General features: G+C 75.4%; 28 protein-coding genes and 1 tRNA gene. 11 read left to right on the top strand and 18 right to left on the bottom strand.

Annotated features, from left to right (window positions below; translation table 11 throughout):
* Positions 1–6: 6 nt before the first annotated feature.
* From G339_RS38420 to purU, 11 genes are all read right to left on the bottom strand, one after another.
* The gene (locus G339_RS38420; protein WP_019629445.1) at positions 7–1113 is read right to left on the bottom strand and encodes a hypothetical protein; all 1107 of its coding nucleotides are present in this window, start codon (positions 1111–1113) and stop codon (positions 7–9) included.
* 360 nt (positions 1114–1473) lie between these two features.
* Positions 1474–2052, bottom strand: a complete 579-nt coding sequence (locus G339_RS0102215) for an alkaline shock response membrane anchor protein AmaP (RefSeq protein WP_019629444.1) — start codon at positions 2050–2052, stop codon at positions 1474–1476.
* A 1-nt stretch (position 2053) separates the two neighbouring features.
* Positions 2054–2665: a DUF6286 domain-containing protein gene (locus G339_RS0102210; RefSeq protein WP_033322046.1), complete on the bottom strand. Its 612-nt coding sequence runs from the start codon at positions 2663–2665 to the stop codon at positions 2054–2056.
* Positions 2666–2667: 2 nt separating this feature from the next.
* Positions 2668–3039 (bottom strand): Asp23/Gls24 family envelope stress response protein, encoded by a 372-nt coding sequence (locus G339_RS0102205; RefSeq protein ID WP_019629442.1) that lies wholly within the window; start codon positions 3037–3039, stop codon positions 2668–2670.
* Complete coding sequence (locus tag G339_RS0102200) at positions 3036–3242, bottom strand: hypothetical protein (RefSeq protein ID WP_019629441.1); 207 nt, start codon at positions 3240–3242, stop codon at positions 3036–3038. Before G339_RS0102200 ends, G339_RS0102205 begins: the two co-directional genes overlap by 4 nt.
* Complete coding sequence (locus tag G339_RS32270; RefSeq protein ID WP_019629440.1) at positions 3239–3724, bottom strand: hypothetical protein; 486 nt, start codon at positions 3722–3724, stop codon at positions 3239–3241. The genes G339_RS0102200 and G339_RS32270 overlap by 4 nt, the downstream gene beginning before the upstream one ends.
* The gene (locus G339_RS0102190; protein ID WP_019629439.1) at positions 3721–4215 is read right to left on the bottom strand and encodes an Asp23/Gls24 family envelope stress response protein; all 495 of its coding nucleotides are present in this window, start codon (positions 4213–4215) and stop codon (positions 3721–3723) included. Before G339_RS0102190 ends, G339_RS32270 begins: the two co-directional genes overlap by 4 nt.
* Before the next feature lie 158 nt (positions 4216–4373).
* On the bottom strand, positions 4374–4577 hold the full coding sequence (locus G339_RS0102185) for a CsbD family protein (protein ID WP_019629438.1): 204 nt from the start codon (positions 4575–4577) through the stop codon (positions 4374–4376).
* Positions 4570–5217, bottom strand: a complete 648-nt coding sequence (locus tag G339_RS36310) for a hypothetical protein (protein WP_019629437.1) — start codon at positions 5215–5217, stop codon at positions 4570–4572. Before G339_RS36310 ends, G339_RS0102185 begins: the two co-directional genes overlap by 8 nt.
* A gap of 9 nt (positions 5218–5226) precedes the next feature.
* On the bottom strand, positions 5227–5868 hold the full coding sequence (locus G339_RS0102175) for a DUF6286 domain-containing protein (RefSeq protein WP_019629436.1): 642 nt from the start codon (positions 5866–5868) through the stop codon (positions 5227–5229).
* 59 nt (positions 5869–5927) lie between these two features.
* The gene (gene purU / locus G339_RS0102170; RefSeq protein WP_019629435.1) at positions 5928–6785 is read right to left on the bottom strand and encodes a formyltetrahydrofolate deformylase; all 858 of its coding nucleotides are present in this window, start codon (positions 6783–6785) and stop codon (positions 5928–5930) included.
* Between the two features lie 105 nt (positions 6786–6890).
* Here purU and G339_RS0102165 point away from each other — a divergent pair, with 105 nt between their 5' ends.
* The 4 genes from G339_RS0102165 to G339_RS0102150 all read left to right on the top strand — a co-directional run bounded on the left by G339_RS0102165 (position 6891) and on the right by G339_RS0102150 (position 11586).
* Positions 6891–7847 (top strand): CE1 family esterase, encoded by a 957-nt coding sequence (locus tag G339_RS0102165; RefSeq protein ID WP_019629434.1) that lies wholly within the window; start codon positions 6891–6893, stop codon positions 7845–7847.
* A 55-nt stretch (positions 7848–7902) separates the two neighbouring features.
* Complete coding sequence (locus tag G339_RS0102160; RefSeq protein WP_019629433.1) at positions 7903–9090, top strand: amino acid deaminase/aldolase; 1188 nt, start codon at positions 7903–7905, stop codon at positions 9088–9090.
* A gap of 91 nt (positions 9091–9181) precedes the next feature.
* A complete protein-coding gene (locus G339_RS32260) occupies positions 9182–10300 on the top strand; it encodes a carbohydrate kinase family protein (protein WP_019629432.1) in 1119 nt (372 codons plus the stop codon).
* A 14-nt stretch (positions 10301–10314) separates the two neighbouring features.
* Entirely contained in the window at positions 10315–11586 is a 1272-nt protein-coding gene (locus tag G339_RS0102150; protein WP_019629431.1) for a family 4 glycosyl hydrolase, read from the top strand.
* Between the two features lie 214 nt (positions 11587–11800).
* Here G339_RS0102150 and G339_RS0102145 read toward each other — a convergent pair whose 3' ends face one another.
* Positions 11801–12103 (bottom strand): DUF3618 domain-containing protein, encoded by a 303-nt coding sequence (locus G339_RS0102145; RefSeq protein ID WP_019629430.1) that lies wholly within the window; start codon positions 12101–12103, stop codon positions 11801–11803.
* A gap of 497 nt (positions 12104–12600) precedes the next feature.
* Between G339_RS0102145 and bcp the strand changes: the two genes are divergently transcribed.
* From bcp to G339_RS39655, 7 genes are all read left to right on the top strand, one after another.
* On the top strand, positions 12601–13068 hold the full coding sequence (gene bcp / locus G339_RS0102140) for a thioredoxin-dependent thiol peroxidase (protein WP_019629429.1): 468 nt from the start codon (positions 12601–12603) through the stop codon (positions 13066–13068).
* Positions 13069–13099: 31 nt separating this feature from the next.
* Positions 13100–13182, top strand: a tRNA-Leu gene (locus tag G339_RS0102135).
* Between the two features lie 141 nt (positions 13183–13323).
* Positions 13324–14370 carry a sensor histidine kinase gene (locus tag G339_RS0102130; protein WP_019629428.1) on the top strand — a complete coding sequence of 349 codons (1047 nt, stop codon included), beginning with the start codon at positions 13324–13326 and terminating at the stop codon, positions 14368–14370.
* Between the two features lie 86 nt (positions 14371–14456).
* Complete coding sequence (locus G339_RS0102125; protein WP_019629427.1) at positions 14457–15353, top strand: MEDS domain-containing protein; 897 nt, start codon at positions 14457–14459, stop codon at positions 15351–15353.
* Positions 15350–16267 (top strand): sensor histidine kinase, encoded by a 918-nt coding sequence (locus tag G339_RS0102120; RefSeq protein WP_019629426.1) that lies wholly within the window; start codon positions 15350–15352, stop codon positions 16265–16267. Before G339_RS0102125 ends, G339_RS0102120 begins: the two co-directional genes overlap by 4 nt.
* A gap of 54 nt (positions 16268–16321) precedes the next feature.
* Complete coding sequence (locus G339_RS0102115) at positions 16322–17185, top strand: MEDS domain-containing protein (protein ID WP_033322189.1); 864 nt, start codon at positions 16322–16324, stop codon at positions 17183–17185.
* A gap of 78 nt (positions 17186–17263) precedes the next feature.
* Positions 17264–19864 carry a serine/threonine-protein kinase gene (locus G339_RS39655; RefSeq protein WP_019629424.1) on the top strand — a complete coding sequence of 867 codons (2601 nt, stop codon included), beginning with the start codon at positions 17264–17266 and terminating at the stop codon, positions 19862–19864.
* A gap of 1 nt (position 19865) precedes the next feature.
* Here the strand turns inward: G339_RS39655 and rdgB are convergent, their stop codons facing one another.
* The 6 genes from rdgB to G339_RS0102080 all read right to left on the bottom strand — a co-directional run bounded on the left by rdgB (position 19866) and on the right by G339_RS0102080 (position 24814).
* Positions 19866–20480: an RdgB/HAM1 family non-canonical purine NTP pyrophosphatase gene (rdgB, locus tag G339_RS0102105; protein ID WP_019629423.1), complete on the bottom strand. Its 615-nt coding sequence runs from the start codon at positions 20478–20480 to the stop codon at positions 19866–19868.
* The gene (gene rph / locus G339_RS0102100) at positions 20477–21196 is read right to left on the bottom strand and encodes a ribonuclease PH (protein ID WP_026341065.1); all 720 of its coding nucleotides are present in this window, start codon (positions 21194–21196) and stop codon (positions 20477–20479) included. Before rph ends, rdgB begins: the two co-directional genes overlap by 4 nt.
* A 63-nt stretch (positions 21197–21259) precedes the next feature.
* On the bottom strand, positions 21260–22006 hold the full coding sequence (locus tag G339_RS0102095; protein WP_026341064.1) for an MBL fold metallo-hydrolase: 747 nt from the start codon (positions 22004–22006) through the stop codon (positions 21260–21262).
* A 31-nt stretch (positions 22007–22037) separates the two neighbouring features.
* Positions 22038–22850 (bottom strand): glutamate racemase, encoded by an 813-nt coding sequence (gene murI / locus G339_RS0102090; protein WP_033322186.1) that lies wholly within the window; start codon positions 22848–22850, stop codon positions 22038–22040.
* A gap of 114 nt (positions 22851–22964) precedes the next feature.
* Positions 22965–23762: a thioesterase family protein gene (locus tag G339_RS0102085; protein ID WP_019629419.1), complete on the bottom strand. Its 798-nt coding sequence runs from the start codon at positions 23760–23762 to the stop codon at positions 22965–22967.
* Positions 23763–23866: 104 nt separating this feature from the next.
* The gene (locus G339_RS0102080) at positions 23867–24814 is read right to left on the bottom strand and encodes a PLP-dependent cysteine synthase family protein (protein WP_019629418.1); all 948 of its coding nucleotides are present in this window, start codon (positions 24812–24814) and stop codon (positions 23867–23869) included.
* Between the last annotated feature and the right edge of the window lie 3 nt (positions 24815–24817).

Below are 24817 nucleotides of genomic sequence, written 5' to 3'. Positions count from 1 at the left end.
CGGCGCTCACCCGGTGATCCAGCGCACCTCGTACGGGCGCAGGGCGAGGCGTTCGCCGTCCACGACGGAGACGGCGGCGCGCGGGGCGGTGTTGACGGCGACGGTCGCGCGCGGCTGCGCGAGGACGAGCACGGCGGGGTCGCTGGACGCGGCGCGCCGCAGCGGCGTGCCGGGCGGGAACCAGCGGCCGAACGCGCGCAGGACGGCCAGGTCGCGCGCCGAGGTGCGCCCGCCGGGCGGCCGGTACAGCGCGGACGTCGCGCCGCCGCGCACGAACCGGATGAGCGCGGCGGCCTGTACCGCGCCGCTGCGGGCCGCCGCGCCGGGCGGGGCGCTCCAGCCCGTCCACCAGACGGGCAGCTCGCCGTCGCTCTGCGCGCTGAGCCACTGGGTGACGGCGGAGTAGCGGCCGAGTGCGGCGAACGGGTCGCCGGGGCCGGGCGGCGGGCCGTCCACGGCGACGAAGTCGGCCCCGGCCTTGTGGCCGAGCCAGTACCGGACGGCGTCCAGCGCGCGCTGGTCCACGCCGCCCCACGCGCCGCCGACGTCGGTGGCGGCGCCGCCGGGCGGCCGGTCGGCCATCGCGACGGCGGGTCCGCCGACGCGCAGCCGGGGGTCGACGCCTTTCAGGGCCGCGTAGACCTTGTTGTAGAGGGCGGTGTAGGCGGCGGCGTCGAGCGCGCCGGTGTCCTCCCCGACGACGTAGTGCCGCACCTCGGGGTACCGCCGGGCGACGCGGGCGGCGAGGTCGGGCAGCGCGGCGGCGCGCGGGCCGGGGCGCAGCGTGACGACGGGGGCGCCGCCCGCCGCGCGGACGGCGCGGACGCGGCGGTCCAGCGCGGGTCCGGGCGCGTCGCCGCCGTCGAGCCGGAGGTCCTGGGCGACCGGGACGCCGGCGGCGGGGAGCGCGAGGCCCCAGCCGGGCCATCCGCTTCCCCGGCCGCCGACGACCAGGCCCCGTGCGGCGTGCTGCTCGCGGGCGGGCGCGGCGGGCGACCCGTGCTTGAACTCGGGCCCGGGGGCGAGCAGCGCGGCGGCGGGCGGCGCCGCGAGCAGCGCCAGGCCGATCCAGAGCGCCGCACGGGACGCGCCGCGCCGGAGGGACGAGTCCAACGCGAGTTCTCCCTGGTTCCGAGCGGCGACACGGTTCACGGTGCCGCCCGAAGCTCCAGGCCAGGTGGACGCAGTCTGAGTGTTTTCTGTCCGTCCGCGCGCACGCGGAAAGGCCGCGGCGGTGCGAGCCGCGGCCTTCGCGCCCGGGACCGATCAGTGGACGGGGTCGGTGCCCGGATTCGCCGGACCAGCGATGGAATCCGGCGGGGTTCGGCGCATTCGGGTGCGCCTCGGAGCCGTTCGTCGGTGCGGCTCCGGCGGCCTGTCCTCCCTTCGTTCCCCCGGCAGAACGTTCATTTCAGACATTAACGGAGCACATTGCCGTAAGCCCCCAAACGGCGATCAAGCACCGACAAAGGCTCAGAGCACCGTGCGGGCGTCGTCGCCGCCGACCAGCCGCAGCCGGACCACGGCGGGCAGCGAGTCGCGCTCCAGGGCCGACCGGAGCCGGGCCAGCGCCTGGCCCGTCACGCGGCGGCGCAGCCCCTCCAGGTCCGCGTCCCGCGAGTACGCGACGTTGAGGAACAGCCGGGGCCGCCGCGACGAGCCGCCCAGCCGCGCGCCCACGCCCCGGACGCCCGGGTAGTCGCCGATCTCGTCGCGCAGCGCGTCCGTCACGGCCTTCGCCGACAGCCGCGTCGTGCCGTGCTCGGCGTCGGGCTCCAGCGCGAGGTCCCCCACGCGGTCGCGGCGGCCCTGCACGAACAGCCACGCCAGCCCGAGCAGCGCGAGGACGACCGCGACGGCCGACACGACCCACCAGAACCAGCCGTGCGACGACGCGAACGACCGCGTCCCGCCGCCCAGCACCGCCTCGTGCGCCCGCTTCGACCCGAACGCGCCCAGGCCGAGCGCGATCCCGAGGCCGCCGAGCGCCAGCAGCGCGAGGCCGAGCAGGCTCAGCGCGAGCCGGTTGAGGCGGGCACCCTGCCGGTCCATGTCACTCCCTCCGGTCGATCTTCACGCGGACCTTGCGGCGCGGCACGGGGTTCAGCTCGTCCAGCCGCTCCTGGACGGCCGCGCGGACGCGGTCCGCCAGGTCGTGCTCCTGCCGCAGCGGCGTCTTGGCGGTGACGGTGAGACGGCGGCGGCGCAGCTTCACGCGTTTCACGCCGCTGATCCCGTCCACCGTCCGCGCCGCCGACGCCGCCGCGCCGCGCAGCCCGCCGCGCGTCACGCCGACGAGCAGGTCCGGGTCGTCGCCGTGCAGCGGGACGAGCCGGACGCGGCCCGGCATCGCCGCCGCCAGCAGCGCGACCAGGCCCAGCAGCGCGATCACGCCGGAGATCGCCAGCGCGGCGAGCGCGCTCCACGACGTCCGCCGCAGCCACGACGCCACGCTCTCGTACGGGACGACCTTCGCCGGGCTGCCCGCCAGCGCCGAGATCGCCTCGATCGCCACGAGCGCGCCGACGGCCGTCAGCAGCGCGGCCGCGATCAGCGCCGGCCACGCGCGCCGGGTGCGGAACGCGTGCCGGGCGCGGCGGTCGGCGCGGCCCCCCGGCCGCGCGCCCGCCGAGCCGGGCAGCCGTCCCGCGTGCGAGGACGCCATCGTCACGCCACCCCCGCCGGTTCGCGTTCGGCGCGCGGCGGCGTCCGGTCCAGCGCGGCGACGACCACGTCGACCTGCCGGACGCGGTAGCCCGTCGCGTCCTCGATCTCGTGCCGCACCCGGTCCCGGACGCCGCTGGCGACGCGGCGCACCGGTTCGGGGTACCGCACGGCGATCTCGACGCGGACCTCCGCGACGTGCCCCTGCACGTCCACCGACGCCTTCGCGGCACGCCGCCCGAGCGGGACGCCGAGGACGCTGCGGTCCATCGCGCCGGTCGCGTCGGCGCGGCGCGCGCCGTACTCGGCGAGCCGCGCGAGGACGCGGTCCGCGATGACGGTCACGCCGCGCTCCTCCCCGCCGTCCCCGCTCATGACGACGACCTGCGGCCGAAGGACGCGACGGTGTCGCCGACGTCGTTCAGGTCGGTCTCGCCCGAGAGGACGCGGCCGGCCAGGAACCCGATCGCGCTGAGCAGCAGCACGATCAGGAACGTTCCAAAGCCGCCGAGCGCCCCGGCGAACCCGAGCGCCGTCCCCCATGCCAGGCCCACGACGGGCCACACCTTCCGGTTCATCGCCCCTCCTCGCTGTGCTCGACCCGCGCGTCCTCGACCCGCACGTCCGCGACCAGCACGTCCGCGACCAGCACGTCCACCCGGCGGCCCCCGGCGTGCGGGCGCGCGGCGGCGCGGACGTCGGCGGCCAGGCGCGGCAGCGGCCGGTCCGGCCGGGCGACCACGCCGATCTCCACCGCGTCCGCCCGGACGGCGACGCCCGGCAGCGGCGGCCCCACGCGGAACGTGACGATCCGGCCGTGCGGCCCGGCGGTCAGGTCCGCCACCCCGGCGACGGACCGCGCCGCGTCCGCGACGCGGCGCGCGGTGTCCAGGTCGCTCGGGCGGGATTCCCGGTCACCGGCCGCCGGTCCCGCGCGCGCCTTGTCCTCGCCCCTGTCCTCGCCGCGCGCGTGCGCCTCGGCCCGCTCGTCCGCCCGCTCGGCGGCGTGCTGGACGCGCGCCGTCGCCCGACCGGTATCGGTCGCGGTCGCGCGGCTCACGATCCACCCGACGAGCCGCCCGAGCCCTGCCCGTTCCCGTCGTCCTCGCCCGGGAGGTGGATGTCGTCCACGGTGATGTTCACCTCGACGACCTCCAGCCCGGTGATGTGCTGGACCCGGTCGGTCACGTTGTCGCGGACCGCCGAGGACAGGTCCGGGATCGCCGCGCCGTACTCGACGACGAGGTCGATGTCGACGGCGGCCTGCTTCTCCCCGACCTGCACCGACACGCCCTGCGTGGCGTCGGTCCCGCCGCCGCCGGGCAGCCGCTCGCGGACCGAGCCGAAGGTGCGCGCCATGCCCGCGCCCATCGCGTGGACGCCGCCGATCTCGCGGGCCGCCATCCCGGCGACCTTGGCGACGACGTCGTCGGCGATCGTCGTGCGGCCCTGGTCGGTGACCAGCGCCCCGTCCGAGTGCGCCCGGCTGGAATCCGGGCGGGACAGCGTCCCGGTCCCGCCTCGGCCCGCCTGTCCGTTCTCCTGGCTCACGGCAGTTCCCCCTTTTCGGTCGATACCCGGACTAATACACGGGCGCCGAGGGGCGTAACCGCCTTATCGCGCAAAATACCTTTTCAATCCCTTTTTGCCGCAAAAAAACGGTGGGCCGGTGGCGTCGCGCGCCACCGGCCCACCGCCGGGCTGCGGAATCACTTCCGGGAGCCGAACATGCCCTTCATCTTCTCGGCCGCGTCCGACGCCTTCTCCTTCATGTCGTCCATCGCGCCCTGGGCCTTGGCGCCCATCTTGTCGCCCTTGCCCTCGCCTTCCAGCTCACGGTCGCCGGTCGCCTTGCCGGCGGTCTCCTTGGCCTTGCCCTTGGCCTCGTCCGCCCTGTTCCCGAGGTCACTCACAGCGATCCTCCCGATGCTGGATGTCCATGTGCGGGGGCTCCCCTACCCGCCGCCGCGCGACGAAACCCCGGCGCAGCGCGGCGGCCCCCGGGCGGAACCGGACGACGGCCGCGAGCGCGGGCAGGTCCGCCGCCCGCCGGAACCGCTCGACGGGACCGTCCCCGAGCGCCGCGAGCAGCGCGCCGAGCGGGGCGTCGGCGGGGCAGGCGACGGTCAGCGCCAGCCGGGGCGCGCGGCGCGTCCCGGTCAGCGCGAACCGCAGGTCGCGGACGCCCGGCACGGCCAGGACGTCCCGCCGCAGGTCGATCGCCGCCGCGCGGACGAGCATCCGCGACGGACCGTCCAGCGCGTTCCGGCGGCGCAGCACCGCCGCGCGGACCGTCCGCAGCGCCCCGACCGCCCCCGCCAGCGCGACCAGCTCCGCGACGCCCGCGACGGCGGGCCAGAACCAGCCGTGCCGCGCCGCGTACCGCACGACGGACGGCGCGAGGACGGGATCGGCCGCCGCCCGCGTCCCGTGCGCGCCCGCGCGGACCCCGGCGAGCACCGCCTCCACCGCGTCCGCGCCGAGCAGCGCCGCCGCGCAGAGCACCAGCGTCCCGCCCGCCGCGGCCGTCCCGACCCGGATGCCACCGTCCATGCCGCCCCCTCAGCCGTTCCGGCACGTCACCCGGACGTCCACCGCCGCGTCGCCCATCAGGTCCAGGCCCGCCAGCCGCGCGCGGACGGCCGCGTCGATCAGCTCGGGGGTGTTGGCGACGTTCAGGTATCCGGTGCGCGCCCGGACCCGGACCCGCCGCCGCGCCGCGCCGCCGCGCACCCGCACCCGCGCCCGCTCGACGCCGTGGACGCCGAGCGCCGCCCCGGTCAGGACGCGCCGCACGTCGCGCCGCCGCACCCCGCCCGCCAGCCGCCCGTCGCCGCAGCGGACCGGCAGCAGCCGCCAGCGGCCCGGCGCGCTCAGCCCGAGCAGCGCGGCCCCGGCGGCGGCGAGCGCGACCCCGGCCGCGCCGACGCCCCGGTCGCCCCAGCGGGCGGTCCGCAGCAGCGCGACGGCGTCCGCGACGGGCAGCAGCCCCGCCGGGCGCCCGGCGACCCGCGCGACGATCTCCACCGCGACAGTCCCGGCGCCGAGCGCCAGCAGCAGGGCCAGCGCCAGCGACAGCCAGGCGCGGCGCGCGCGGAACTCGCGGCGGGCGAACCGCCGCGCCCGCTGCCGCCCGGCCAGATCGTCGAGCAGCTCGATGATCAGCGCGCGCTCGTCCCGTGTGTCGTCCGTCCCCCGCCCCACGTCACCCATCGTGCCGCAGGCGGTCACTCCGCGTCAGCGGAAGCGGGTTCTGGCCGGGGTCAGCGGAACACGACGGTGCGGACGCCGTTCAGCAGCACCCGGTGCTCGGCGTGCCACTGCACCGCGCGGGCCAGCGCGATCCGCTCCACGTCCCGGCCGACGGCGACCAGCGCCTCCGGGCTGAGCGTGTGGTCGACGCGCTCGACCTCCTGCTCGATGATCGGCCCCTCGTCCAGGTCGGCGGTGACGTAGTGCGCGGTCGCGCCGATGAGCTTCACGCCGCGCGCGTGCGCCCGGTGGTAGGGCCGCGCGCCCTTGAAGCTCGGCAGGAACGAGTGGTGGATGTTGATGACGCGGCCGGGCAGCCGGGCGCAGAAGTCGTCGGACAGGATCTGCATGTAGCGGGCGAGGACGACCAGGTCGGCGCGGTAGTGCTCGACCAGCGTCAGCACCTCGGCCTCCTGCTTGGCCTTCTCCCCGGGCGCGACGGGCAGGTGGTGGTAGTCGATCCCGTAGGACTGCGTGAGCGGGCGCAGGTCCGGGTGGTTCGACACGACGGCGACGACGTCCACGTCGAGCAGGCCCGAGCGCTGCCGGTAGAGCAGGTCGTTCAGGCAGTTCCCGTCCTTGGACACCATGATCAGGACGCGTTCGCGGGCGGACGCGGGGTAGAGCCGCCAGTCGGCCGCGAAGTCGGTGCCGAGGATGCCGAGCCGGTCGCGCAGCCCGTCCTCGCCCTCCTCGGCGGACGAGAACTGGACGCGCATGAAGAACGTCCCGGTGTCGCGGTCGCCGAACTGCTGGCTCTCCAGGATGTTCGCGCCGCACTCGGCGAGCTGCCCGGACACGGCCGCGACGATGCCGGGCCGGTCGGGGCAGGAGAGGGTCAGCACGTACTCGTTCAGCCGCTCGTTCACAGGGGTCGCCTTCGGGTGCCTACAGGGTGGGGTACGAGCTTACGCGGCGGCCACGGCCAGGGCGGACATTGGTTTGACCTCCCCATTACCGGCTAAATTCGCTGCATGCGGCGACTTCTCCGGACCTTCCTGGCGGCCCCCCTCCTCGTGGCGCTGACGCTCGTCCTCGCGCTCGCCGCCTGCGACACCGACAAGGGCGGGGGCGGCGGCGGGACGACGACGAAGCCGCCCGCGACCGTGGACGGCATCTCCACCAAGACCGGCACGTACAAGGAGAAGCTGGACGTCGGCGGGTTCGGGCACCGCGAGTACCTGGTCCACGTCCCGCCGAAGGTCGCCAAGGGCGAGTGGAAGGACGGGCGGCTGAAGGAGCGGCTGCCGGTCGTCCTCGCGCTGCACGGCGGCGTCGCGAACATGGGGCAGATGGAGAAGCTGACCGGGTTCGACCGGCTGGCCGACGAGCACGGGTTCCTCGCCGTCTACCCGGACGGGTTCATGATGACGTGGAACGCGGGCGACTGCTGCGGCGCGGCCAAGATCGGCAAGATCAAGGACGTCGACTTCCTCAGCAAGCTCATCGACAAGCTCAACGAGACCGGACTGGTCGATCCCAAGCGCGTCTACGTGACGGGGTTCTCCAACGGCGCGGGCATGGCGTACCGGATGGCCTGCGAGAAGGCCGACAAGATCGCCGCGATCGGCGTCGTCGAGGGCTCGCTGGTGACCAAGTGCGACCCGTCCCGGCCCGTCTCCGCGATGATCTTCCACGGCACGGCCGACAAGAACGTGCCGTTCAACGGCGGCGGCAGACGCGACATCAACGACTCGCGCGGCTTCCCGCCGGTGAAGGACGCGGTGAAGTTCTGGCGAGAGAAGGCGGGCCTGCCCGATCCGCACGAGCGCGTGAAGGCCGAGACGACCGGCGCGGACTGCGAGGCGACCGGCAAGGGCGACGGCGGCGTCGAGGTCACGTTCTGCAAGATCGACGGCGGCCGCCACCAGTGGCCCGCCGGGGCCAGCCAGACGCTGTGGGACTTCTTCAAGGACCATCCCCGCTCCTGACCCACCCGACGTGAAGACTTTTCACATTAGGTCGTTCTATGGCAATGTGAACGGCATGAACCTCCGGGAGCGGTACGACGCCGCCACGGCCTCCCTCGAAGCCCCCTTCGCCGTCGTGGACCTGTCCGCGCTGCGCGCCAACGCGGCCGACCTCGTCCGGCGCGCGGGCGGCAAGCCGATCCGCGTGGCCAGCAAGTCCGTGCGGTGCCGGGCCGTGCTGGCGGAGGTCCTGGCGACGGACGGCTTCGCCGGGATCATGGCGTTCACGCTCCCCGAGGCGCTGTGGCTGGCCCGCGAGGGCGTCAGCGACGACATCCTCGTCGCCTACCCCACCGCCGACCGCACCGCGCTCGCCGAACTCGCCGCCGACGAGGCCGCCGCGCGCGCGATCACGCTCATGGTGGACTCCGCCGCGCACCTCGACCTCATCGAGAAGGCGGCGGCGGGCGGCGCGACCGTCCGGCTGTGCGTCGACATCGACGCGTCCTACCGGCCGCTCGGCGGGCGCGTGCGCGTCGGCGCGCTGCGGTCGCCGCTGCGGACGCCCGCGCAGGTCCGGGAACTCGCCGAGGAGATCGGGCGGCGGCGCGGGCTGCGGCTCGCCGGGCTCATGGCGTACGAGTCGCAGATCGCGGGCGTCGGGGACCTGCCGCCCGGACGGCCCGCGCGCGCCCGCGTCATCCACGCCATGCAGCGGCGGTCCCGGGTCGAGCTGGCGCGGCGGCGCGGGGAGATCGTCGCCGCCGTCCGCGAGGTCGCGGAGCTGGACTTCGTCAACGGCGGCGGAACCGGCAGCGTCGAGACCACCGCCGCCGAGAAGGCCGTCACCGAGATCGCCGCCGGGTCCGGGCTCTACCAGCCGCACCTGTTCGACTACTACTCCAACTTCCGGGGGCGGCCCGCCGCGCTGTTCGCGCTGCCCGTCGTCCGGCGGCCCGCGCCCGGCGTCGCGACCGTGCTCGGCGGCGGCTACCTGGCGTCCGGGCCCGCCGACGCGCTCCGGCTCCCGCAGCCGTACCTGCCGACCGGGCTGTCCTACGACGCCAACGAGGGCGCGGGCGAGGTCCAGACGCCGCTGCTCGGCGCGACCGCCGACCTGCTGTCCCTCGGGGACCGCGTCTGGTTCCGGCACACCAAGGCGGGCGAGCTGTGCGAGCGGTTCGCCGACCTGCACCTCATCGACGGCGACCGGCTCGTGCGTACCGTTCCCACCTACCGGGGCGAGGGGAAGACGTTCCTGTGAGCCGGGCTCCGCGCTGACGCCGCGTTCCGTCCGACCGAGCGGCTAGGTTGGCCCGTATGAGCGACGCCCAGGCCGACCGGGCCGGTCCGCGATGACGTCCCCGCCCCCCGCCGAACCCTGCCGCGGCGACGGGCCGGTCCCCCGCGCCCGCCGCGCCGAAGGCGCCCTGGACGTGTTCCTCACCGGCCAGGTCTTCATGGACATGATCTTCACCGGGCTGCCCCGGCTCCCGCAGCCCGGCACCGAGCTGGTCACCGACGGGCTCGGCTCCGCGCCCGGCGGCGTCGCCAACATCGCCGTCGCGATGAGCCGCCTCGGGCTGCGCACCGGGCTGGCCGCGCCGTTCGGGGACGACCTGTTCGGCACGTACCTGTGGCGCACGCTGGCCGAGCAGGAGGCGGTGGACCTGCGCTGGTCGCGGCGCGTCCCGTCGTGGCCGACGCCCGTCACGGTGTCGCTGGCGCACGCCGCCGACCGCAGCATGATCACCTACCAGCGGCCGCTGCCCGCGCCGTCCGACGGGCTCTCCGACCACGGGTTGCCCGACCACGGGTTGCCCGACCTGCTCGCCGCGCCGCCGCCCGCCGCGACCTGCTTCGTCGACGTCGACCGGCCGCTGCCCGCGTGGGCGCTCGCGCTGCGCGCGGCGGGCGCGCTGGTCTTCGCCGACCTCGGCTGGGACCCGACCGAGACCTGGTCCACCGCCGTCCTGGACCGGCTCGCGGACGTGGACGTCTTCCTGCCCAACGCCGTCGAGGCGATGGCCTACACCCGCACCCCGACGCCCGAGGCCGCGCTGGACGCGCTCGCCGAACGCGTCCCGGTCGTCGTCGTCAAACGCGGCGAGCAGGGCGCCATCGCCGTCGACTCGCGCACCGGGGAGCGCGCCGCCGCGCCCGCGCTGCCCGTCCGCGCCCTCGACCCGACCGGCGCCGGCGACGTGTTCGCCGCCGGGTTCGTCTACGGGACGCTCGCCGGGTTCCCGCTCGACCGGCGGCTCCGGTTCGCGAACCTGTGCGCGGGCCTGTCGGTCCGGCACCACAGCGGCTCGCTCGGCGCGCCCTGCTGGAGCGAGATCGCCGCGTTCGGGGAGTCCGGGGAGGTCCCGCCCGACGTCATGGCCGAGTACGCGTTCGTCGTCCCGCACATCACCGCCGCCGGGGGCGACTCCGGCCGCGCCGCCCACCGCGCCGAGCCCACGCTCCGCTGAGAGGACGTCCCGCCGTGAAGATCGCCGTCATCGGGGCGGGCAGCGGGTACATGCCCGGCATCGTCCGGGGCCTGCTGCACCGCGCCGCCGACCTGCCCGGCGCCGAGATCGCCTGCCACGACATCGACGCCGCCCACCTGGACGTCATGTCCCGGCTCGCCGCCCGCATGTTCGCGGCGCGCGGGGCGGCGTTCACCGTCACCGCCCGCACCGACCTCAAGGCCGCGCTCGACGGGGCCGCGTACGTGTTCACCACGTTCCGGCCCGGCGGGCTCGCCGCGCGGCACCTGGACGAGTCCATTCCGCTGCGGCACGGCGTCGTCGGGCAGGAGACGGCCGGGCCGGGCGGGCTGCTGATGGCGCTGCGGTCCGTCCCGGTGCTGCTGGAGATCGCCGCGCTCGCGGACCCGGCCGCGTGGATCGTCAACTACACCAACCCGACGAACATCGTCACCGACGCCGTGTCCCGCGCGACCGGCGCGCGGATCATCGGGCTGTGCGACCAGAGCGTCGGCGACACCGAGATGTGGGCGGACCTGCTCGGCCTGCCCGCCGACCGCCTCGAGGCGGACTGGACGGGGCTCAACCACGCCACCTGGGCCGAGCGCGTCCGGCTCGACGGCCGCCCGCTCGACCTGCCCGCGCTGCTGGACGCGCTGGAGGTGCCCGGCGGCGGGGCGACGCCGTGGCGCGACCCGGCCCGGATGGCGGAACTGGCGAAGATCCTCGGGTTCCTGCCGAACTCGTACGCCAAGTACTACTTCTTCCACGACGAGGTCGTCGCGGAGCTGCGCGAGAAGGGCACCACCCGCGCGCAGGACATCATGGCGATGCTGCCGGACTACTACGCGGGCGTCGCCGCCGAGGCCGAGCGCCCCGACCCCGACCCGAGCCGCGAGCGCGGCGGCGGGGAGCACGGCGAGTTCGCGGTGGACGTGATCTGCGCGCTCGAACGCGACGAGGGCCGCCGCATGATCGTCAACACCCGCAACGGCGGCGCGGTGTCCTCGCTGCCGGACGACGCGATCGTCGAGGTCCCCGCGATCGTCGGCCGCGCCGGGCCCGTGCCGCTGACGATGGGCGCGCTGCCCCGGCCCGTCCGCGGCCTCACCCAGGCCATCCACGGCTACGAGCGGCTCGCCGCCGACGCCGCCGTCGCCGGCGACCGCCGCCTCGCGCTCCAGGCGCTCCTGGCGCACCCGTTCGTCCCCGGCAAACGCGCCGCCGAGGCGATCCTCGACGACGGCCTCGCCGCCCACCGGGAGCACCTGCCCCAGTTCACCTGACGGCGCGTTCCCGCCCGCGCGCGCCGGGCGCACGACCAGCGCGTCCGGGTCGGGCCGCGCGACCCGACCCGCCTGCCCGGCCGGTCCGGCCAGGCCAGGCCAGGTCCGTGTCCGCCGCGCGCGGCGGACGCGAGCGGGCACGGACGCGAGCGGGGCACGGACGCGAGCGGGCGCCGACCGGGAATCCCGATCGGCGCCCGCTCGCGGACTGTCGCTACCTGCGGCGCTTGCGGCGCCAGACGACCAGGACCGTCAGCGCCACCCCCACACCGACCGCGCCGTACACCAGGCGGCGGTCGACCTCCCCGGGCTCGCCGTCCTCGCCCGGCGGCGCGATCATGGCCTGGACCGTCCGGGCGACCTGACCGGCCTCCTCCTTCAGGCGGTCGGCACCGCGCTGCGCGACATTGCGCGGGTTGACCCGGTCCGCCAGGACGTCGATCGTGCGCGCCAGCTCCGCGCGGGCACGCTCGATCTCCCTCTCCAACGCCTCCGGGTCGCGGGACCTGTCAGCCATACGGTGTTCCTCACTCGTTCAAGCCTGCGCGACGCATGATCGGGCCAGTGTCTCATTTCATTGTGGGGGGACGACCCCCCACACCCCCCGCGGCGCGGAGCATGCATCCTCACTCCGCTGGCGCTCCGTTCCGGTGCATCCTCCGCGCTGCGGCCGCCCGGCCGCTCGCCTGGCGGCTCGCGGCCGTGCGCCCGCCGGGCAACCCCCCGTGGTTTCCGTTGTTGTTCGGGTGTAGACCCCTGTCGTGCCCGCCCCTTGGGGTGGTCACCCCCTTCGGTTGCTCGCCGTTCGCGGGGGCGGCCTCGCTTGCTTCGCTTCGCTTCGCTTCGGGGGTTCCCCGCGACAGGCTTCGGTTTTCTCTACGCGGGTTTTCGGCTGGTGTCCTTCTTGGCTCTGCTCGCTCGCCTGCGGGTGGGGGCTCTGCGTTCTCGTTCGCTGCGGTTTCTTCGGCTCGGGGCCGGTACGGTGGGTGTCCTCTGGGTTCGGAAGGGGAAACGGTGAGCGAGCGACTGCAGGCGGGGGACGACGCGCCCGGGTTCGAGCTGCCCGATGCCGATGGGAAGCCCGTCTCCCTCGACTCGCTGCGGGGACGGCGGGTCGTGCTGTACTTCTACCCCGCCGCGATGACGCCCGGCTGCACCAAGGAGTCCGTCGACTTCCAGGGGAGCCTCGGGGAGCTGGAGGCCGCCGGGGTCACCGTCGTCGGGGTGTCGCCCGACGCGCCCGCCAAGCTCGCCAAGTTCCGGGAGAAGGAGGGGCTGACGTTCCCGCTCCTGTCCGACCCGGACGCCGAGGTGCTCAAGGCGTACGGCGCGTACGGCGAGAAGAAGCTGTACGGCAAGACGGTCGTCGGCGTCATCCGCTCGACGTTCCTGATCTCCGCGGACGGGAAGATCGAGCACGCGTACTACAACGTGAAGGCCACCGGCCACGTCGAACGCCTCCGCCGCGACCTCGCGATCTGACCGAACCGGTGGGGCGCCGTCCCCACCCCACGCGGGCGTGGCGAAATGGCATACGCGGCAGGTTTAGGTCCTGTTGATGGCGACATCGTGGGGGTTCGAATCCCCCCGCCCGCACCGGTCCCGGCCCCGCGCGGCCGGTTGTGGCCGCGCGGCCCGTCCCCGCGCGGCAACTGCGCCGAGGCCCCGGCGCGCGGCGGCGCGGCGGCTTAGGGTGGTCGGATTCGAGCGTCCGGATCGACCGCAGGCAGGCATCCCGTGAGCGAGCCCGACACCGACCCCGTCCCGCCACCCCCGACCACGCGCCCCGCCGCACCGTTCTCCCACCGGCTGCTGCCCTACGACGACGCGGGCGAACTCCTCGCCGCCGCCGTCCCGTTCCTGCGGGGCGGCCTGCGCGCCGCCGACCGCGTCGTCGCCGTCACCGGCCTGGCCACCCGCGTCCTGCTCCAGGGCGAACTGGGCGCGGCCGCCGACCGCGTCGAGTTCCGGGACGCGGCCTCCTGGTACGCGCACCCGGCCCGGACGTTCGCGTCCGCCCTGGCCGACGCCGACGCCGAGGCCGGACGCGGCGGCCGCCTGCGGCTGCTGGCCGAGCCCGCCTGGACGCGCCGCCCGGACGGCGAGGTCCGCGAGTGGCAGCGCGCGGAGGCGATCTGCAACGTCGCGTTCGCGCGGACCGGCGCGGCGATCCTGTGCCCGTACCCGGTGCGCAGCACGCCGCCCGCCGTCGTCGCGGACGCGCGCCGCACCCATCCCGAGACCGTCCGCGGCGAGCGCGCCGTCCCCACGCCCGGGTACCTGGAACCGCACGCCTACAACGACCGCTGCGACAGCGAGCCGCTGCCGCTCCCGCCCGCGTCCGCCGACGCGCTGTCCATCGCGCGGCCCGACCTGTACTGGATTCGCGCGTACGTGTCGGACTGGGCGCGGCGCGTCGCCCGGACGCCCGACGAGCCGCTGCAGCGCCTGCTGGTCGCCGTCACCGAGGTCGTCACCAACGCCGAGCGGCACGGCTCCCCGCCGATCACGCTCCGCATGTGGACGGAGCCGGGCGGCGCGTGCGTCTGCGAGATCTCCGACGGCGGCCGGTGGCCGGAGGAGTCCTGGTACGGGTTCGTCCCGCCGCCGCCCGGCGTCCCCGGCCGCCTCGGGCTGTGGGCGGTGCGGCTGCTGTGCTCGCGGGTGGACATCCGCACCGGCGCGGCGGGCACCACCGTGCGGCTGACGGTGGAGAACGCCCACGGCGGCTCCCGGACGGGCGCGCGCGCCCGGTCCGCGCGGGCCGATCCCAGGTTGAACTGAGCGTGAGGGGTTCTGTGCATTGGGCTCCCGAATCGCCTCGGGCGGCGTACGCTGAACCAATCCGCACCAACCTCGATGGGCAGGCCATGAGGAGCTGGTTCGACACCAGATGCGTCGACGACGTCCGGCCGGGCGACCACGCATGGTTCCCGTACTCGGGCGCCGAGGAACGCGACCACGTCGTCGGTCCCTTCGTCGCCGGGGCGCTCAAGACGGGCGAGAAGCTTCTCTACATCACCGACGCCGCGCCGGAGCTGCTGCCGGGCCTCGGCGGGCTCGACCCGGCGCCCTACACCGGAAGCGGCCAGCTCCGCGTGCTGCGGCGCGCCGAGTCCTGCCTGGACCGCGCGGGCGGCTTCGACCCCGACCGGCTCAGCCGCACCGTCGAGCGCGAGGTCGAGCAGGGCTACGACGCCGGGTTCCGGGCCGTCCGCGTCACGACGGACTACACGTGGCTGTTCGACGGCCGCGCCGACATCGCCGGCCTGCTCGGCTGCGAGGACCGGCTGGCGCACGCGGTGTCGCCGAGCACCGTCGCGATGGCGATCTGCCAGATCGACCGCCGCCGCTGCCCGCCCGACCAGCTCGCGGCCCTCGCCGCGACGCACGAGGTGCTGGTCGAGGTGAACCCGCTGTTCGACGACGGCACCCCGAAGATCGCGCGGAGCTTCGCGCCGCGCGGGCTGCGGGTCGAGGGCGAGCTGGACGCCGCCCGGCACGCGGTGTTCACCGAGCACCTGGGCCGCCTGCTGGCCGACCGGCGCGGCGTCCACCTGGACTGCTCGCGGCTCGGCTTCCTCGACCTCGGCGCGCTCAACCTGCTCGCCCGGTACGCGCGCACCCTGCGCGCGGGCGAGGCACTCATCCTGGACGACCTCCCGGCGAACGTGGAGAACGTGATCGACATGGTGGGCTGGCACCGGCTGCCCGGACTCGTCCGCGGCAGCGTCCGCGGCGCGGCGGACGGGGGCGCGACCGCATGAGCCTCACGCACCGCGCCCTGCTGTACGACGACCGGGACGGCTTCCTCGCGGCGACGTCGGCGTTCCTGCGGCAGGGCGTCGAGGAGGGCCGCGCGGCGGTCGCCGTCGTCCGCGAGCCGAACCTGGCGGCGCTCCGCGAGGAGCTGGCGTCCTACGGCGACGCGATCGAGTTCTACGACTCGGCGGAGTTCTACCGGCACCCCGTCCGCACGCTGAAGTCGTACCTGGAGCTGGTGGAGCGCAAGGCGCCGCTGCCGGTCCACGCGGTGGCCGAGCCGGTGTGGGACGGGCACGACGCCCGGCAGCGCGTCGAGTGGGTCCGCTACGAGTCGCTGATCAACGTGGTGTTCGCCAACTGCGACGCGTCCTCGCTGTGCCCCTACGACCGGTCGGCGCTGCCCGCCGACGTCGTCGACCAGGTGCGCCTCACCCACCCGCTGCTGACCGACGGCGCGGAGCACCGCGACAGCGAGGCGTACACCGACCCGGTGTCGTTCGGCGCGATCTGCGACCGGGGCCGCCGCTTCGAGCGGCCCGACGACGCCGAGTACCTGGCGATCGAGTCCGACGACCTGCAGCCGCTGCGGCTGTTCGTCGCCAGCCGCGCGAACGCGCACGGGCTGACGCCCGCCGCCGCGCAGAACCTCGTCACCGCCGCCAACGAGGTCGCCGCGAACGCGCTCGCGCACGGCGTCCCGCCGATGGGGGCCTGGGTGTGGACGGCCGGCGACGACCTGAACTGCGAGATCGGCGACCACGGGCACTGGCGGCCCGGTCCGCTGACCGGGTTCGTCCCGCCGAGATCGGCGCTGGACACCGGGTTCGGGCTGTGGACGGTGCGGCTGCTGGTCGACCTGGTGGAGATGCGGGGCGGCTGGGGCGGCACGTTCGTCCGGCTCCGCGTCCGCCGCTGACGGCGGCCGGGACCGACGGGCGGAGGCGGACCGGGTGAGACGGCGGTGACGGCGATGGAGACCTTCTGGTCGGTGCGGCGGCCGGTCGGCCGCATCCGGCCCGGCGACCACGCGTGGCTGGGGTACTGCGGCGTCGAGGAGCACGACCACGTCGTCGGGGCGTTCGTCCGGGAGGGCCTGCTCGCGCGGGACAAGGTGATCTACCTGTGCGCCGACGCGCATCCGGAGATCCCCGGCGTCGTCGGGCGGCCGCCCGCGAGCCTGCTGACGGTGCTGGAGACCGGCCATGACGGGCCGGGCCCGGCGCTCGCGGCGCTGGCCGCCGAGGTCGCGGCGGCGGAGCGCGCCGGGTTCGCCGCGATCCGCGTCACCGCCGACCTGACGTGCGCCGCCCGCGACCCGGAGGCCGCGCGGGACCTGCTGGACTGCGAGGCGGCGGTGGAGCGGCTGGTGCGGCCGAGCACGGCGATCAGCGCGATCTGCCGGGCCGACCGGCGGCGCGTGCCGCCGGAGACGATGGCGCGGCTGCGCGCGGCGCACGCCGTCCACGCCGCGCCCGACCCCGACTTCGAGGACGCGGTGCTGCAGATCGTCCGGACGTTCGATCCGCGCGGGCTGGCGCTGAGCGGGGAGCTGGACGCGTCCCGGCACACCGTCCTGGACCAGGCGCTCGCGCTGGTGCTGGCGGGCGGCGACCACGGGCCCGTCCACCTGGACCTGGCCGAGCTGCGGTTCATCGACCTCGGCGCGCTCAACATGCTCGCGGAGGTCGCGGCGCGGCGCGCGGGGCGCGGCCCGCTGATCCTGGACCGGATGCCGTCGCAGCTCCACGAGGTCATCACGACGGTGGGCTGGAACATGCTGCCGGGGCTCCAGGTCGGGTGCGCCGCGACGCCGGACCCGCTGCCGCGCCCGTAACGCCGTTTTCGTCCGGCGGCGCCCGGCTGGAACAATCACCCGTGTCGTGAAGATGGGCCGGTTCTTCGAGGGTGGGGCATGGAGCCGCTGCGGGCGGACGATCCGCGTCAGGTCGGGCACTACGCGCTGCTCGGGCGGCTGGGCGGCGGCGGGATGGGGCAGGTGTTCCTCGGCCGGTCGCGCGGCGGACGCCCGGTCGCGGTGAAGGTGATCCGCTCCGAGTTCGCCGACGACGCCGAGTTCCGGCGGCGGTTCTCGATCGAGGTGGAGGCGGCGCGGCGCGTTGGGGGGTTCTACACGGCGCAGGTCGTGGACGCCGATCCGGACGCGAACCCGCCGTGGCTCGTCACCGCGTACGTGGCGGGGCCGTCGCTGCACACGGCCGTCACGGCGGACGGGCCGCTGCCGGAGGCGGCGCTGCGCGTGCTGGGGGCGGGGCTGGCCGAGGGGCTGACGGCCGTCCACGGCTGCGGGCTCGTCCACCGCGACCTCAAGCCCGCGAACGTGATCATGGCGGACGACGGGCCGCGGCTCATCGACTTCGGCATCTCCCGCGCGCTGGACGCGACGACCGCCACGGTGTCCGGCGCGGTGATCGGCACGCCCGCGTTCATGGCGCCCGAGCAGGTCCTCGGCCGCGACATCGGCCCCGCCGCGGACGTCTTCGCGCTCGGTGCGGTGCTCGTCTTCGCCGCCACGGGCCGCGGGCCGTTCGGCACCGGCGGCGCGCACACGCTCATGTTCCGCGTCGTCAACGACGAGCCGGACCTGACCGACGTCCCCAAGTCCCTCACCGACCTGATCAGCGCCTGCCTGGCCAAGGACCCGACCGCCCGCCCGACCCTGACCGAACTCCTGGACACCCTCCCCCCACCGGACCTCACCGCACCCCCGGAGCCTTCACCCACCGCATCCGAACCACACGAGCCGCCCAGCGCCGCGCCCCCGGACGCCGCCGCGCTGGGCGCCGCGCCGCAGGCGGATGCCGCGCCGGTGGATTTCGTTGCGGCGGGGGGTGGGGCCGGGGATGGCTCGGTGCGGTGGGCGGGGGTCGCTCGGGCGCTTCGGGTCGGGGAGGCGGTGAGCGCGGCCGAGGCGCGGTGGGAGGCGGTCGTCGGGGTCGCCGAGGCCGTCGTCGCCGCCGATCCCGGGCGGGCCGAGGAGCATCTGCGCGGCCTCGGGTGGCCGGTGGGGCGGGCGGCGGCGCTGCTGGTGGCCGCCGAGACGGCCGGGGCCGACCGGGCGCGGCGGCTCGCCGCCGAGGCCGAGGGCCTGGCCGCGACCGTCCGCGTCGAGGACGAGCTGCTGGAACCGCTCGCGGACCGGTTCATCGCCGTCGACCCCGAGCGCGCGCTGCGGCTGCTGGACCGCGCCGGGCCGCGCCCCGTGGACGTCCCCGTCGCCGCGCTGCGGGCCCGGGCACTGGCCGCCGCCGCGGTCCGCGCGGCCACCGCCGACCGCGCGCGGGCGGACGTCCTGATGCGCCAGGCCGTGTCGGCGGCCGTCGCGATCCCGGTGGACCCCGCGTACGCGCCCGCCCGTCCGTCGCAGCTCGCGGAGGTCGCCGCCACCGCCCACGCGGCCGACCCCGCGCGGGCCGGGTACCTGGCCGACCTCGCCGAGCAGGCCGCGCTGCGGGCCAGGCGCCCGGAACGGGACCGCGCGCTGCTGTGGACCGCCGTCGCGCTCGCGCCCGCCGATCCCGTCCGCGCCGAGCAGGTCATCGGCCGGATCTCCGACCCGGACGTCCGCGTGGACGCGTGGCGCACGATCCTGGCCGCCGCCGAGGACGGCACCGACCCCCGCCCCCTCCTGGACGCGGCCGAACGCTGCCTCGCGCACGCCGACCCGTCCGGCGCCCGGCGGCGGCGCGACGCGGCGGCCCGCCCGCCCGCGCCCGGCCACCTGCGCGACATCGCGGTCGGCGCGGCCCGCTGCGCGCCGGACCGCGCCGAGTCCCTCGCCGCCCGCATCACCGAGCCGCACACCAGGTGCAAGGCGTTCACCGAGATGGCCGCCGAGGTCGCCGCAGCCGATCCGGCCCGCGCCGCGCGCTGGCTCGACGCCGCCTACCAGGCCGCGTTCGCCGCCCCGCCGCAGCACGCCGGGGACGCGCTGATCGACGTCGCGGAGGCCGCCGCGACCGCCGCCCCCGACATCGCCCGGCACGCCGCGCACCTCATCGCCGCCCACCCGCACGAGCCCGCCGGGACGCCCGCATGGAAGCTGGCGCGCCGCGCGGCGGTGATCGTCCCCGCCGACCCGGACCGCGCCCTGCACCTGGTGGACCTGGCCGCCGTCGGCAGGCCGATGGACGACTTCGACCGCGCGTACGTCTTCAAGGCGCTGGCGGCCGTCGCGACCGCGCGCGCCGGGACCGGGCCGGACTGGACGGTCCCCGTCCTGCACCGCGCGCTCTCGGCGGCCCCGTCCGCCGCCTGGAGCGAACTGTTCGTCGCGGCGGACGGCACCGTCGCCCCCGACCGCGCGGCCCTCGACCTGCTGCTGCGCGACCACCACGGACCGGGCCGCGACCACCTGCTGCTCCTGGCCGCCCTCGCGTCCGCCGCCGACGACCCCGAGCGCGCCGAGCACCTCGCGCGCTGGATCACCGACGCCCCGCTGCGCGACGCCGTGTTCGCCGCGCTCGCCGAGGCGTTCGCCGAGCGGGCGCGGTAGCTCAGCGCGCGGCGGCCAGCGCGCCGGGGATGATCTCCGCGAGGGCCCGGAACGCCCGCCCGCGATGGCTGATGGCGTCCTTCTCCTCCGGGCCGAGTTCGCCGGTGGTCCGGTCGTGCCCGTCCGGCAGGAACACCGGGTCGTACCCGAAGCCGTTCGCGCCGCGCGGCGCGTCCACGACGCGCCCGTACATGCGGCCCTCCACGACGTGCTCGGGACCGCCCGGCACGACGAGCACCGCCGCCGCGACGAAGTACGCGCCCCGGTGCGGGTCCGCGACGTCGCCGAGCTGGTCGAGCAGCAGGTCGAGGTTGGCGCGGTCCTTGTCGCCGGACGCGTCGCCGAACCGCCCCGACCAGCGCGCCGACAGCACGCCCGGCATCCCGTTCAGCGCGTCCACGCACAGCCCGGAGTCGTCCGCGACGGCGGGCAGCCCGGTGTGCGCGGCGATGGCGCGGGCCTTGAGCAGCGCGTTGCCCTCGAACGTCGGCTCGGTCTCGGGGACCTCGGGCGCGTCCGGGAACGCCTCCAGCCCGACGACCTCGACGCCCGACAGGATGCGCCGCAGCTCCGCGACCTTCCCCTGGTTGCGGGTGGCCAGGACGAGCGCGGTCATCGGGCCAGCGCCTCCTTCTGCGCCAGGGTCAGCTCGGCGCAGCCGGCGGCGGCGAGGTCGAGCAGGCCGTCCAGCTCCTCGCGGTCGAACGGCGCGCCCTCGGCGGTGCCCTGCACCTCGATGAACCGGCCGTCGCCCGTGCAGACGACGTTCATGTCGGTCTCGGCGGCGGAGTCCTCGGTGTAGCAGAGGTCCAGCCGGGCCTCCCCGGCGACGATCCCGACGCTGACCGCCGCGACGGACGTCCGCAGCGGATCGGCGCGGCACAGCCCCTTGTCGCGCATCCACGACACGGCGTCCGCGAGCGCGATGTACGCGCCGGTGATCGCGGCGGTGCGCGTCCCGCCGTCCGCCTGGAGGACGTCGCAGTCGAGCTGGACGGTGTTGTCGCCCAGCTTCCGGAAGTCCACGCACGCCCGCAGCGACCGCCCGATCAGCCGGGAGATCTCCTGCGTCCGCCCGCCGAGCTTCCCCCGCACCGACTCGCGGTCGTTGCGGGTGTTGGTGGCGCGCGGCAGCATCGCGTACTCGGCGGTGACCCAGCCGAGGCCGCTCTCGCGCCGCCAGCGCGGCACCGAGTCCTGGACGGACGCGGCGCACAGCACCCGGGTGCCGCCGAACTCGATGAGCACCGACCCCTCGGCGTGGTCGAGCCAGCCGCGCTGGATCGTCACGGGCCGGAGCTGGTCGGGGGCGCGGTCGTCAGGACGTGGCATGCCGACCACCCTAACGGCCGTCCGCGCCCGCCCGGGCCGCCGCCCGGACGGGAGCGGGCGGCGTCACAGCTCGTAGACCGCCCCGACCCGCGCCAGCTCGATCTCGCCCGTGTAGTCGCTGCCCTTGGCCTCCAGCAGCGAGCAGTCGTCGTCGTTCCACGGGACGAGATGGGTCAGCACGAGCTTGCCGACCCCGGCGCGCGCCGCGTGGTCCCCCGCCTCGCGGGCGGTCAGGTGCAGGTCCTCGGGGAGGTTCTCCTGTTCCAGGAAGGACGCCTCGCACAGGAACAGGTCCGCGTCGCGGACGTGCTCGACGAGCGCGTCCGACCGCCCGGTGTCGCCCGAGTAGGCCAGGACCTTGCCGTCGTGCTCGATCCGGAACGCGTACGCCTCGACCGGGTGGGGGGTCAGGACGGTGCTGATCCGGAACGGGCCGACCTCGAACACCCGCTCCAGCGTCCGGAAGTCGAACGTCTCCGTCATGCCCGGGTCGGGGTCCAGGTCGTACGCCTTCGCCATCCGCAGCGCCGTCCCCGCCGGACCCCACACCGGGATGCGCGGCACCGGGCCGTCGGGACAGTACGTCCGCGCCACCCAGTAGCCGCACAGGTCGAGGCAGTGGTCGGCGTGCAGGTGCGAGACGCACACGGCGTCGATGTCGTACAGCGGATGGAAACGCTGAAGGGTGCCGAGCGCGCCGTTGCCCATGTCCAGGACGAGGTTGAACCCCTCGGCCTGCACGAGGTAACTCGACGCGGGGCTCTCCGGCCCCGGAAAGCTGCCCGAGCAGCCGATCACAGTGACCCGCACGCTCACGTCCTCCTGTCGCAGTCCCGCGGGATCAGGTCGTCAGAGCCTTGCTCACGGTGGACTCCACCGAGCCGATCTCGGGGCCGAGGAACCGGCGGCCGAGCGCGGCGAACACGGCCGGGTCACCGGTCGTGCGGAACCGGTGGACGGGCGGGACGGGGGACTCCCCGCGGTCGAGTCCCCTGTCGTGCAGCACCCGGTACACGTCCTTGGCGGTCTCATCGGCACTTGAGACCAGTGTGACCCCGTCCCCGGCGACGTAGCTGATGACGCCGGTGAGCAAGGGGTAGTGCGTGCAGCCGAGGATGAGGGTGTCGCAGCCTGCGTCCACAATCGGCCGCAGATAGCCGCGGGCGACGTCGAGCAGCTCGTCGCCGGACGAGATCCCTCTCTCCACGAGTTCCACGAAGCGCGGGCAGGCCGCACTGGTCAGCGTGATCTGGGGGGCGGCGGCGAACGCGTCCTCGTAGGCGCAGCTCGTCACCGTCGCCTGGGTGGCGATCAGCCCGACCCGGCCGTTGGCGGTGGCGCGGGCCGCGCGCCGCACCGCCGGTTTGATCACTTCGACGACCGGGAGCGCGTACCGCTCCCGGGCGTCGCGCAGCATCGCCGCGCTGGCGCTGTTGCACGCGATGACCAGCATCTTGACGCCTTCGTCGACGAGCCGGTCGAGCATTTCCAGCGCGAACGCGCGGACCTCCGCGATCGGGCGGGGACCGTAGGGCTGACGCGCCGTGTCGCCGAGATAGTGGATCGATTCGTTCGGAAGCTGATCCAAAATCGCGCGGGCCACGGTGAGCCCGCCGAATCCGCTGTCGAAGATCCCGATCGGCGCGTCTGACATGAGGCACAAGGCTAAGCGACGCGGGAGCCGACAGGCGCGTCATGCGTCCGACATCACACGGTCACATGAGAGAAACCCGCCAGGCCGCTGACCATGTGATGCCGGGCGGGTGACTCAGCGGGCCATCCGGGCGATCTGGCGGCTCTGCGCCACCAGACGGCCCGCGCTGTCCCAGACTTCTACTTCTTCGTCGAACCAGCCGTCGGAGATCATCCGGGAACTGCCGTGGACCTCCAGCATTCCGGGGGCGGGCAGGGCGCGGAGGTGCCAGGTCAATTCCACGGTCGGGCACCAGCCGCGCGCGCCCGCGTTCAACGCGACGGGCGGGAGCGCGTCCACCGCCAGCGCGAGGACGAACGGGTCCGGCTCGTGCGGGTCGCGGAGCCGGAACCACGCGCGCTGCTCCGGGCGGCCGGTCGGCCGCCCGTCCAGCCAGCCCATCGTCGCCGGGTCGAAGCGCATGTCGACGCAGGCGGCGAAGCCCTCCAGCGCGCTCGCGTCCTTGCCGTTGCCGAAGTCCGGGCACTCCCCGATCGGCGGCAGGGCGGGGACGGGCCGCTCGCCCGCGTACGCCGGGGCCGCGTCGGCGGCGAGCGTCCCGGTGGTGATCAGCGCCTCGGTGACGGGCCGGTCGCCCTGCCGGAGCGTGACCAGCGCCATCGTCGCGGTCCTGCCGGTCTTGCGGACGTCCACCGCGATCTCGGCCGGGCCGGGCTTGGCCGTCCGCAGGAACGTCGCGGCGGTCGAGACCGGGTGCGCGTGCGCGGCGGCGTCCACGGCGGCGCGGCCGAGCAGGGCCATCAGGTAGCCGCCGTTGACGGCCTCGGCGAAGCCGAAGTCGGCGTCGAGTTCGACGTCGTAGCGGCCCTCGCCGGTGCGCCGCAGCGCCGTCGCGTCGCCGAACTTGCTCATGCCGTCCACCCCTGGGAGATCTAGAATGCCGTTCTAGAGAATCCTACCGACAAGCGCGGACCCGCGCCCCCGAAGGGACGCGGGTCCACGGAACCGAACCGGGATCAGGCCCAGAGCTGGCCCTCCAGCGCGGCCTCGGCCTCCTCCAGCGTGCCGCCGTACGCGCCGGTCGACAGGTACTTCCACCCGCCGTCCGCCACGACGAACACGATGTCGGCGTCCTCCCCCGCCGCGACCGCCTTGCGCGCCATCCCGAGCGCCGCGTGCAGCGCGCCGCCCGTCGAGATGCCCGCGAAGACGCCCTCCTGCTCCAGCAGCTCCCGGGTGCGCCGCAGCGCGTCCTTCGAGCCGACGGAGAACCGCGTGGTCAGCACCGAGTCGTCGTACAGCTCGGGGATGAACCCCTCGTCGATGTTGCGCAGCCCGTACACCAGCTCGCCGTACCGGGGCTCGGCCGCGACGATCTTGACGTCCGGCTTCTTCTCCCGCAGGTACCGGCCGACGCCCATCAGCGTCCCGGTCGTGCCGAGTCCCGCGACGAAGTGCGTCACGGTCGGCAGGTCGGCCAGGATCTCCGGGCCCGTCGTCTCGTAGTGCGCGAGCGCGTTGGCCTCGTTGCCGTACTGGTAGAGCATCACCCAGTCGGGGTGCTCGGCGGCGAGGCGCTTCGCCACCCGTACGGCCTCGTTCGAGCCGCCCGCCGCCGGGGACGAGATGATCTCCGCCCCCCACATCTCCAGGAGCTGGCGGCGTTCGGCGGAGGTGTTCTCCGGCATCACGCACACCATCCGGTAGCCGCGCAGCTTCGCGACCATCGCCAGGGAGATGCCGGTGTTGCCGGAGGTCGGTTCCAGGATCGTGCAGCCGGGGGTCAGCAGCCCGTCCCGCTCCGCCTTCTCGATCATGAAGAAGGCGGGGCGGTCCTTCACCGACCCGGTCGGGTTGCGGTCCTCCAGTTTCGCCCACAGGCGCACGCCGCCGCCCGGGGAGAGGCGCGGCAGCCCCACCAGCGGCGTGCGGCCGAGGGAGTCCAGCAGTGAGTCGAAGCGCATGGC

This window comes from Actinomadura atramentaria DSM 43919, from assembly GCF_000381885.1.
Taxonomy (GTDB): Bacteria; Actinomycetota; Actinomycetes; order Streptosporangiales; family Streptosporangiaceae; genus Spirillospora; species Spirillospora atramentaria.
Note: the sequence above shows the minus strand (reverse complement) of the source record. Positions and strands in the feature narration are given on the sequence as shown.

Coding starts and splice junctions, on each gene's coding strand:
- G339_RS0102120 (WP_019629426.1), top strand. CDS start 15,350: ATGAGCCTCACGCACCGCGCCCTGCTGTACGACGACCGGGACGGCTTC.
- G339_RS0102210 (WP_033322046.1), bottom strand. CDS start 2,665: ATGGCGTCCTCGCACGCGGGACGGCTGCCCGGCTCGGCGGGCGCGCGG.
- G339_RS0102200 (WP_019629441.1), bottom strand. CDS start 3,242: ATGAACCGGAAGGTGTGGCCCGTCGTGGGCCTGGCATGGGGGACGGCG.
- G339_RS0102145 (WP_019629430.1), bottom strand. CDS start 12,103: ATGGCTGACAGGTCCCGCGACCCGGAGGCGTTGGAGAGGGAGATCGAG.
- G339_RS0102085 (WP_019629419.1), bottom strand. CDS start 23,762: ATGAGCAAGTTCGGCGACGCGACGGCGCTGCGGCGCACCGGCGAGGGC.
- G339_RS0102115 (WP_033322189.1), top strand. CDS start 16,322: ATGGAGACCTTCTGGTCGGTGCGGCGGCCGGTCGGCCGCATCCGGCCC.
- rdgB (WP_019629423.1), bottom strand. CDS start 20,480: ATGACCGCGCTCGTCCTGGCCACCCGCAACCAGGGGAAGGTCGCGGAG.
- G339_RS0102205 (WP_019629442.1), bottom strand. CDS start 3,039: ATGAGCGGGGACGGCGGGGAGGAGCGCGGCGTGACCGTCATCGCGGAC.
- murI (WP_033322186.1), bottom strand. CDS start 22,850: ATGTCAGACGCGCCGATCGGGATCTTCGACAGCGGATTCGGCGGGCTC.
- G339_RS0102080 (WP_019629418.1), bottom strand. CDS start 24,814: ATGCGCTTCGACTCACTGCTGGACTCCCTCGGCCGCACGCCGCTGGTG.
- G339_RS0102165 (WP_019629434.1), top strand. CDS start 6,891: ATGCGGCGACTTCTCCGGACCTTCCTGGCGGCCCCCCTCCTCGTGGCG.
- G339_RS39655 (WP_019629424.1), top strand. CDS start 17,264: ATGGAGCCGCTGCGGGCGGACGATCCGCGTCAGGTCGGGCACTACGCG.
- G339_RS32260 (WP_019629432.1), top strand. CDS start 9,182: ATGACGTCCCCGCCCCCCGCCGAACCCTGCCGCGGCGACGGGCCGGTC.
- G339_RS0102215 (WP_019629444.1), bottom strand. CDS start 2,052: ATGGACCGGCAGGGTGCCCGCCTCAACCGGCTCGCGCTGAGCCTGCTC.
- G339_RS36310 (WP_019629437.1), bottom strand. CDS start 5,217: ATGGACGGTGGCATCCGGGTCGGGACGGCCGCGGCGGGCGGGACGCTG.
- G339_RS0102160 (WP_019629433.1), top strand. CDS start 7,903: ATGAACCTCCGGGAGCGGTACGACGCCGCCACGGCCTCCCTCGAAGCC.
- G339_RS0102125 (WP_019629427.1), top strand. CDS start 14,457: ATGAGGAGCTGGTTCGACACCAGATGCGTCGACGACGTCCGGCCGGGC.
- rph (WP_026341065.1), bottom strand. CDS start 21,196: ATGCCACGTCCTGACGACCGCGCCCCCGACCAGCTCCGGCCCGTGACG.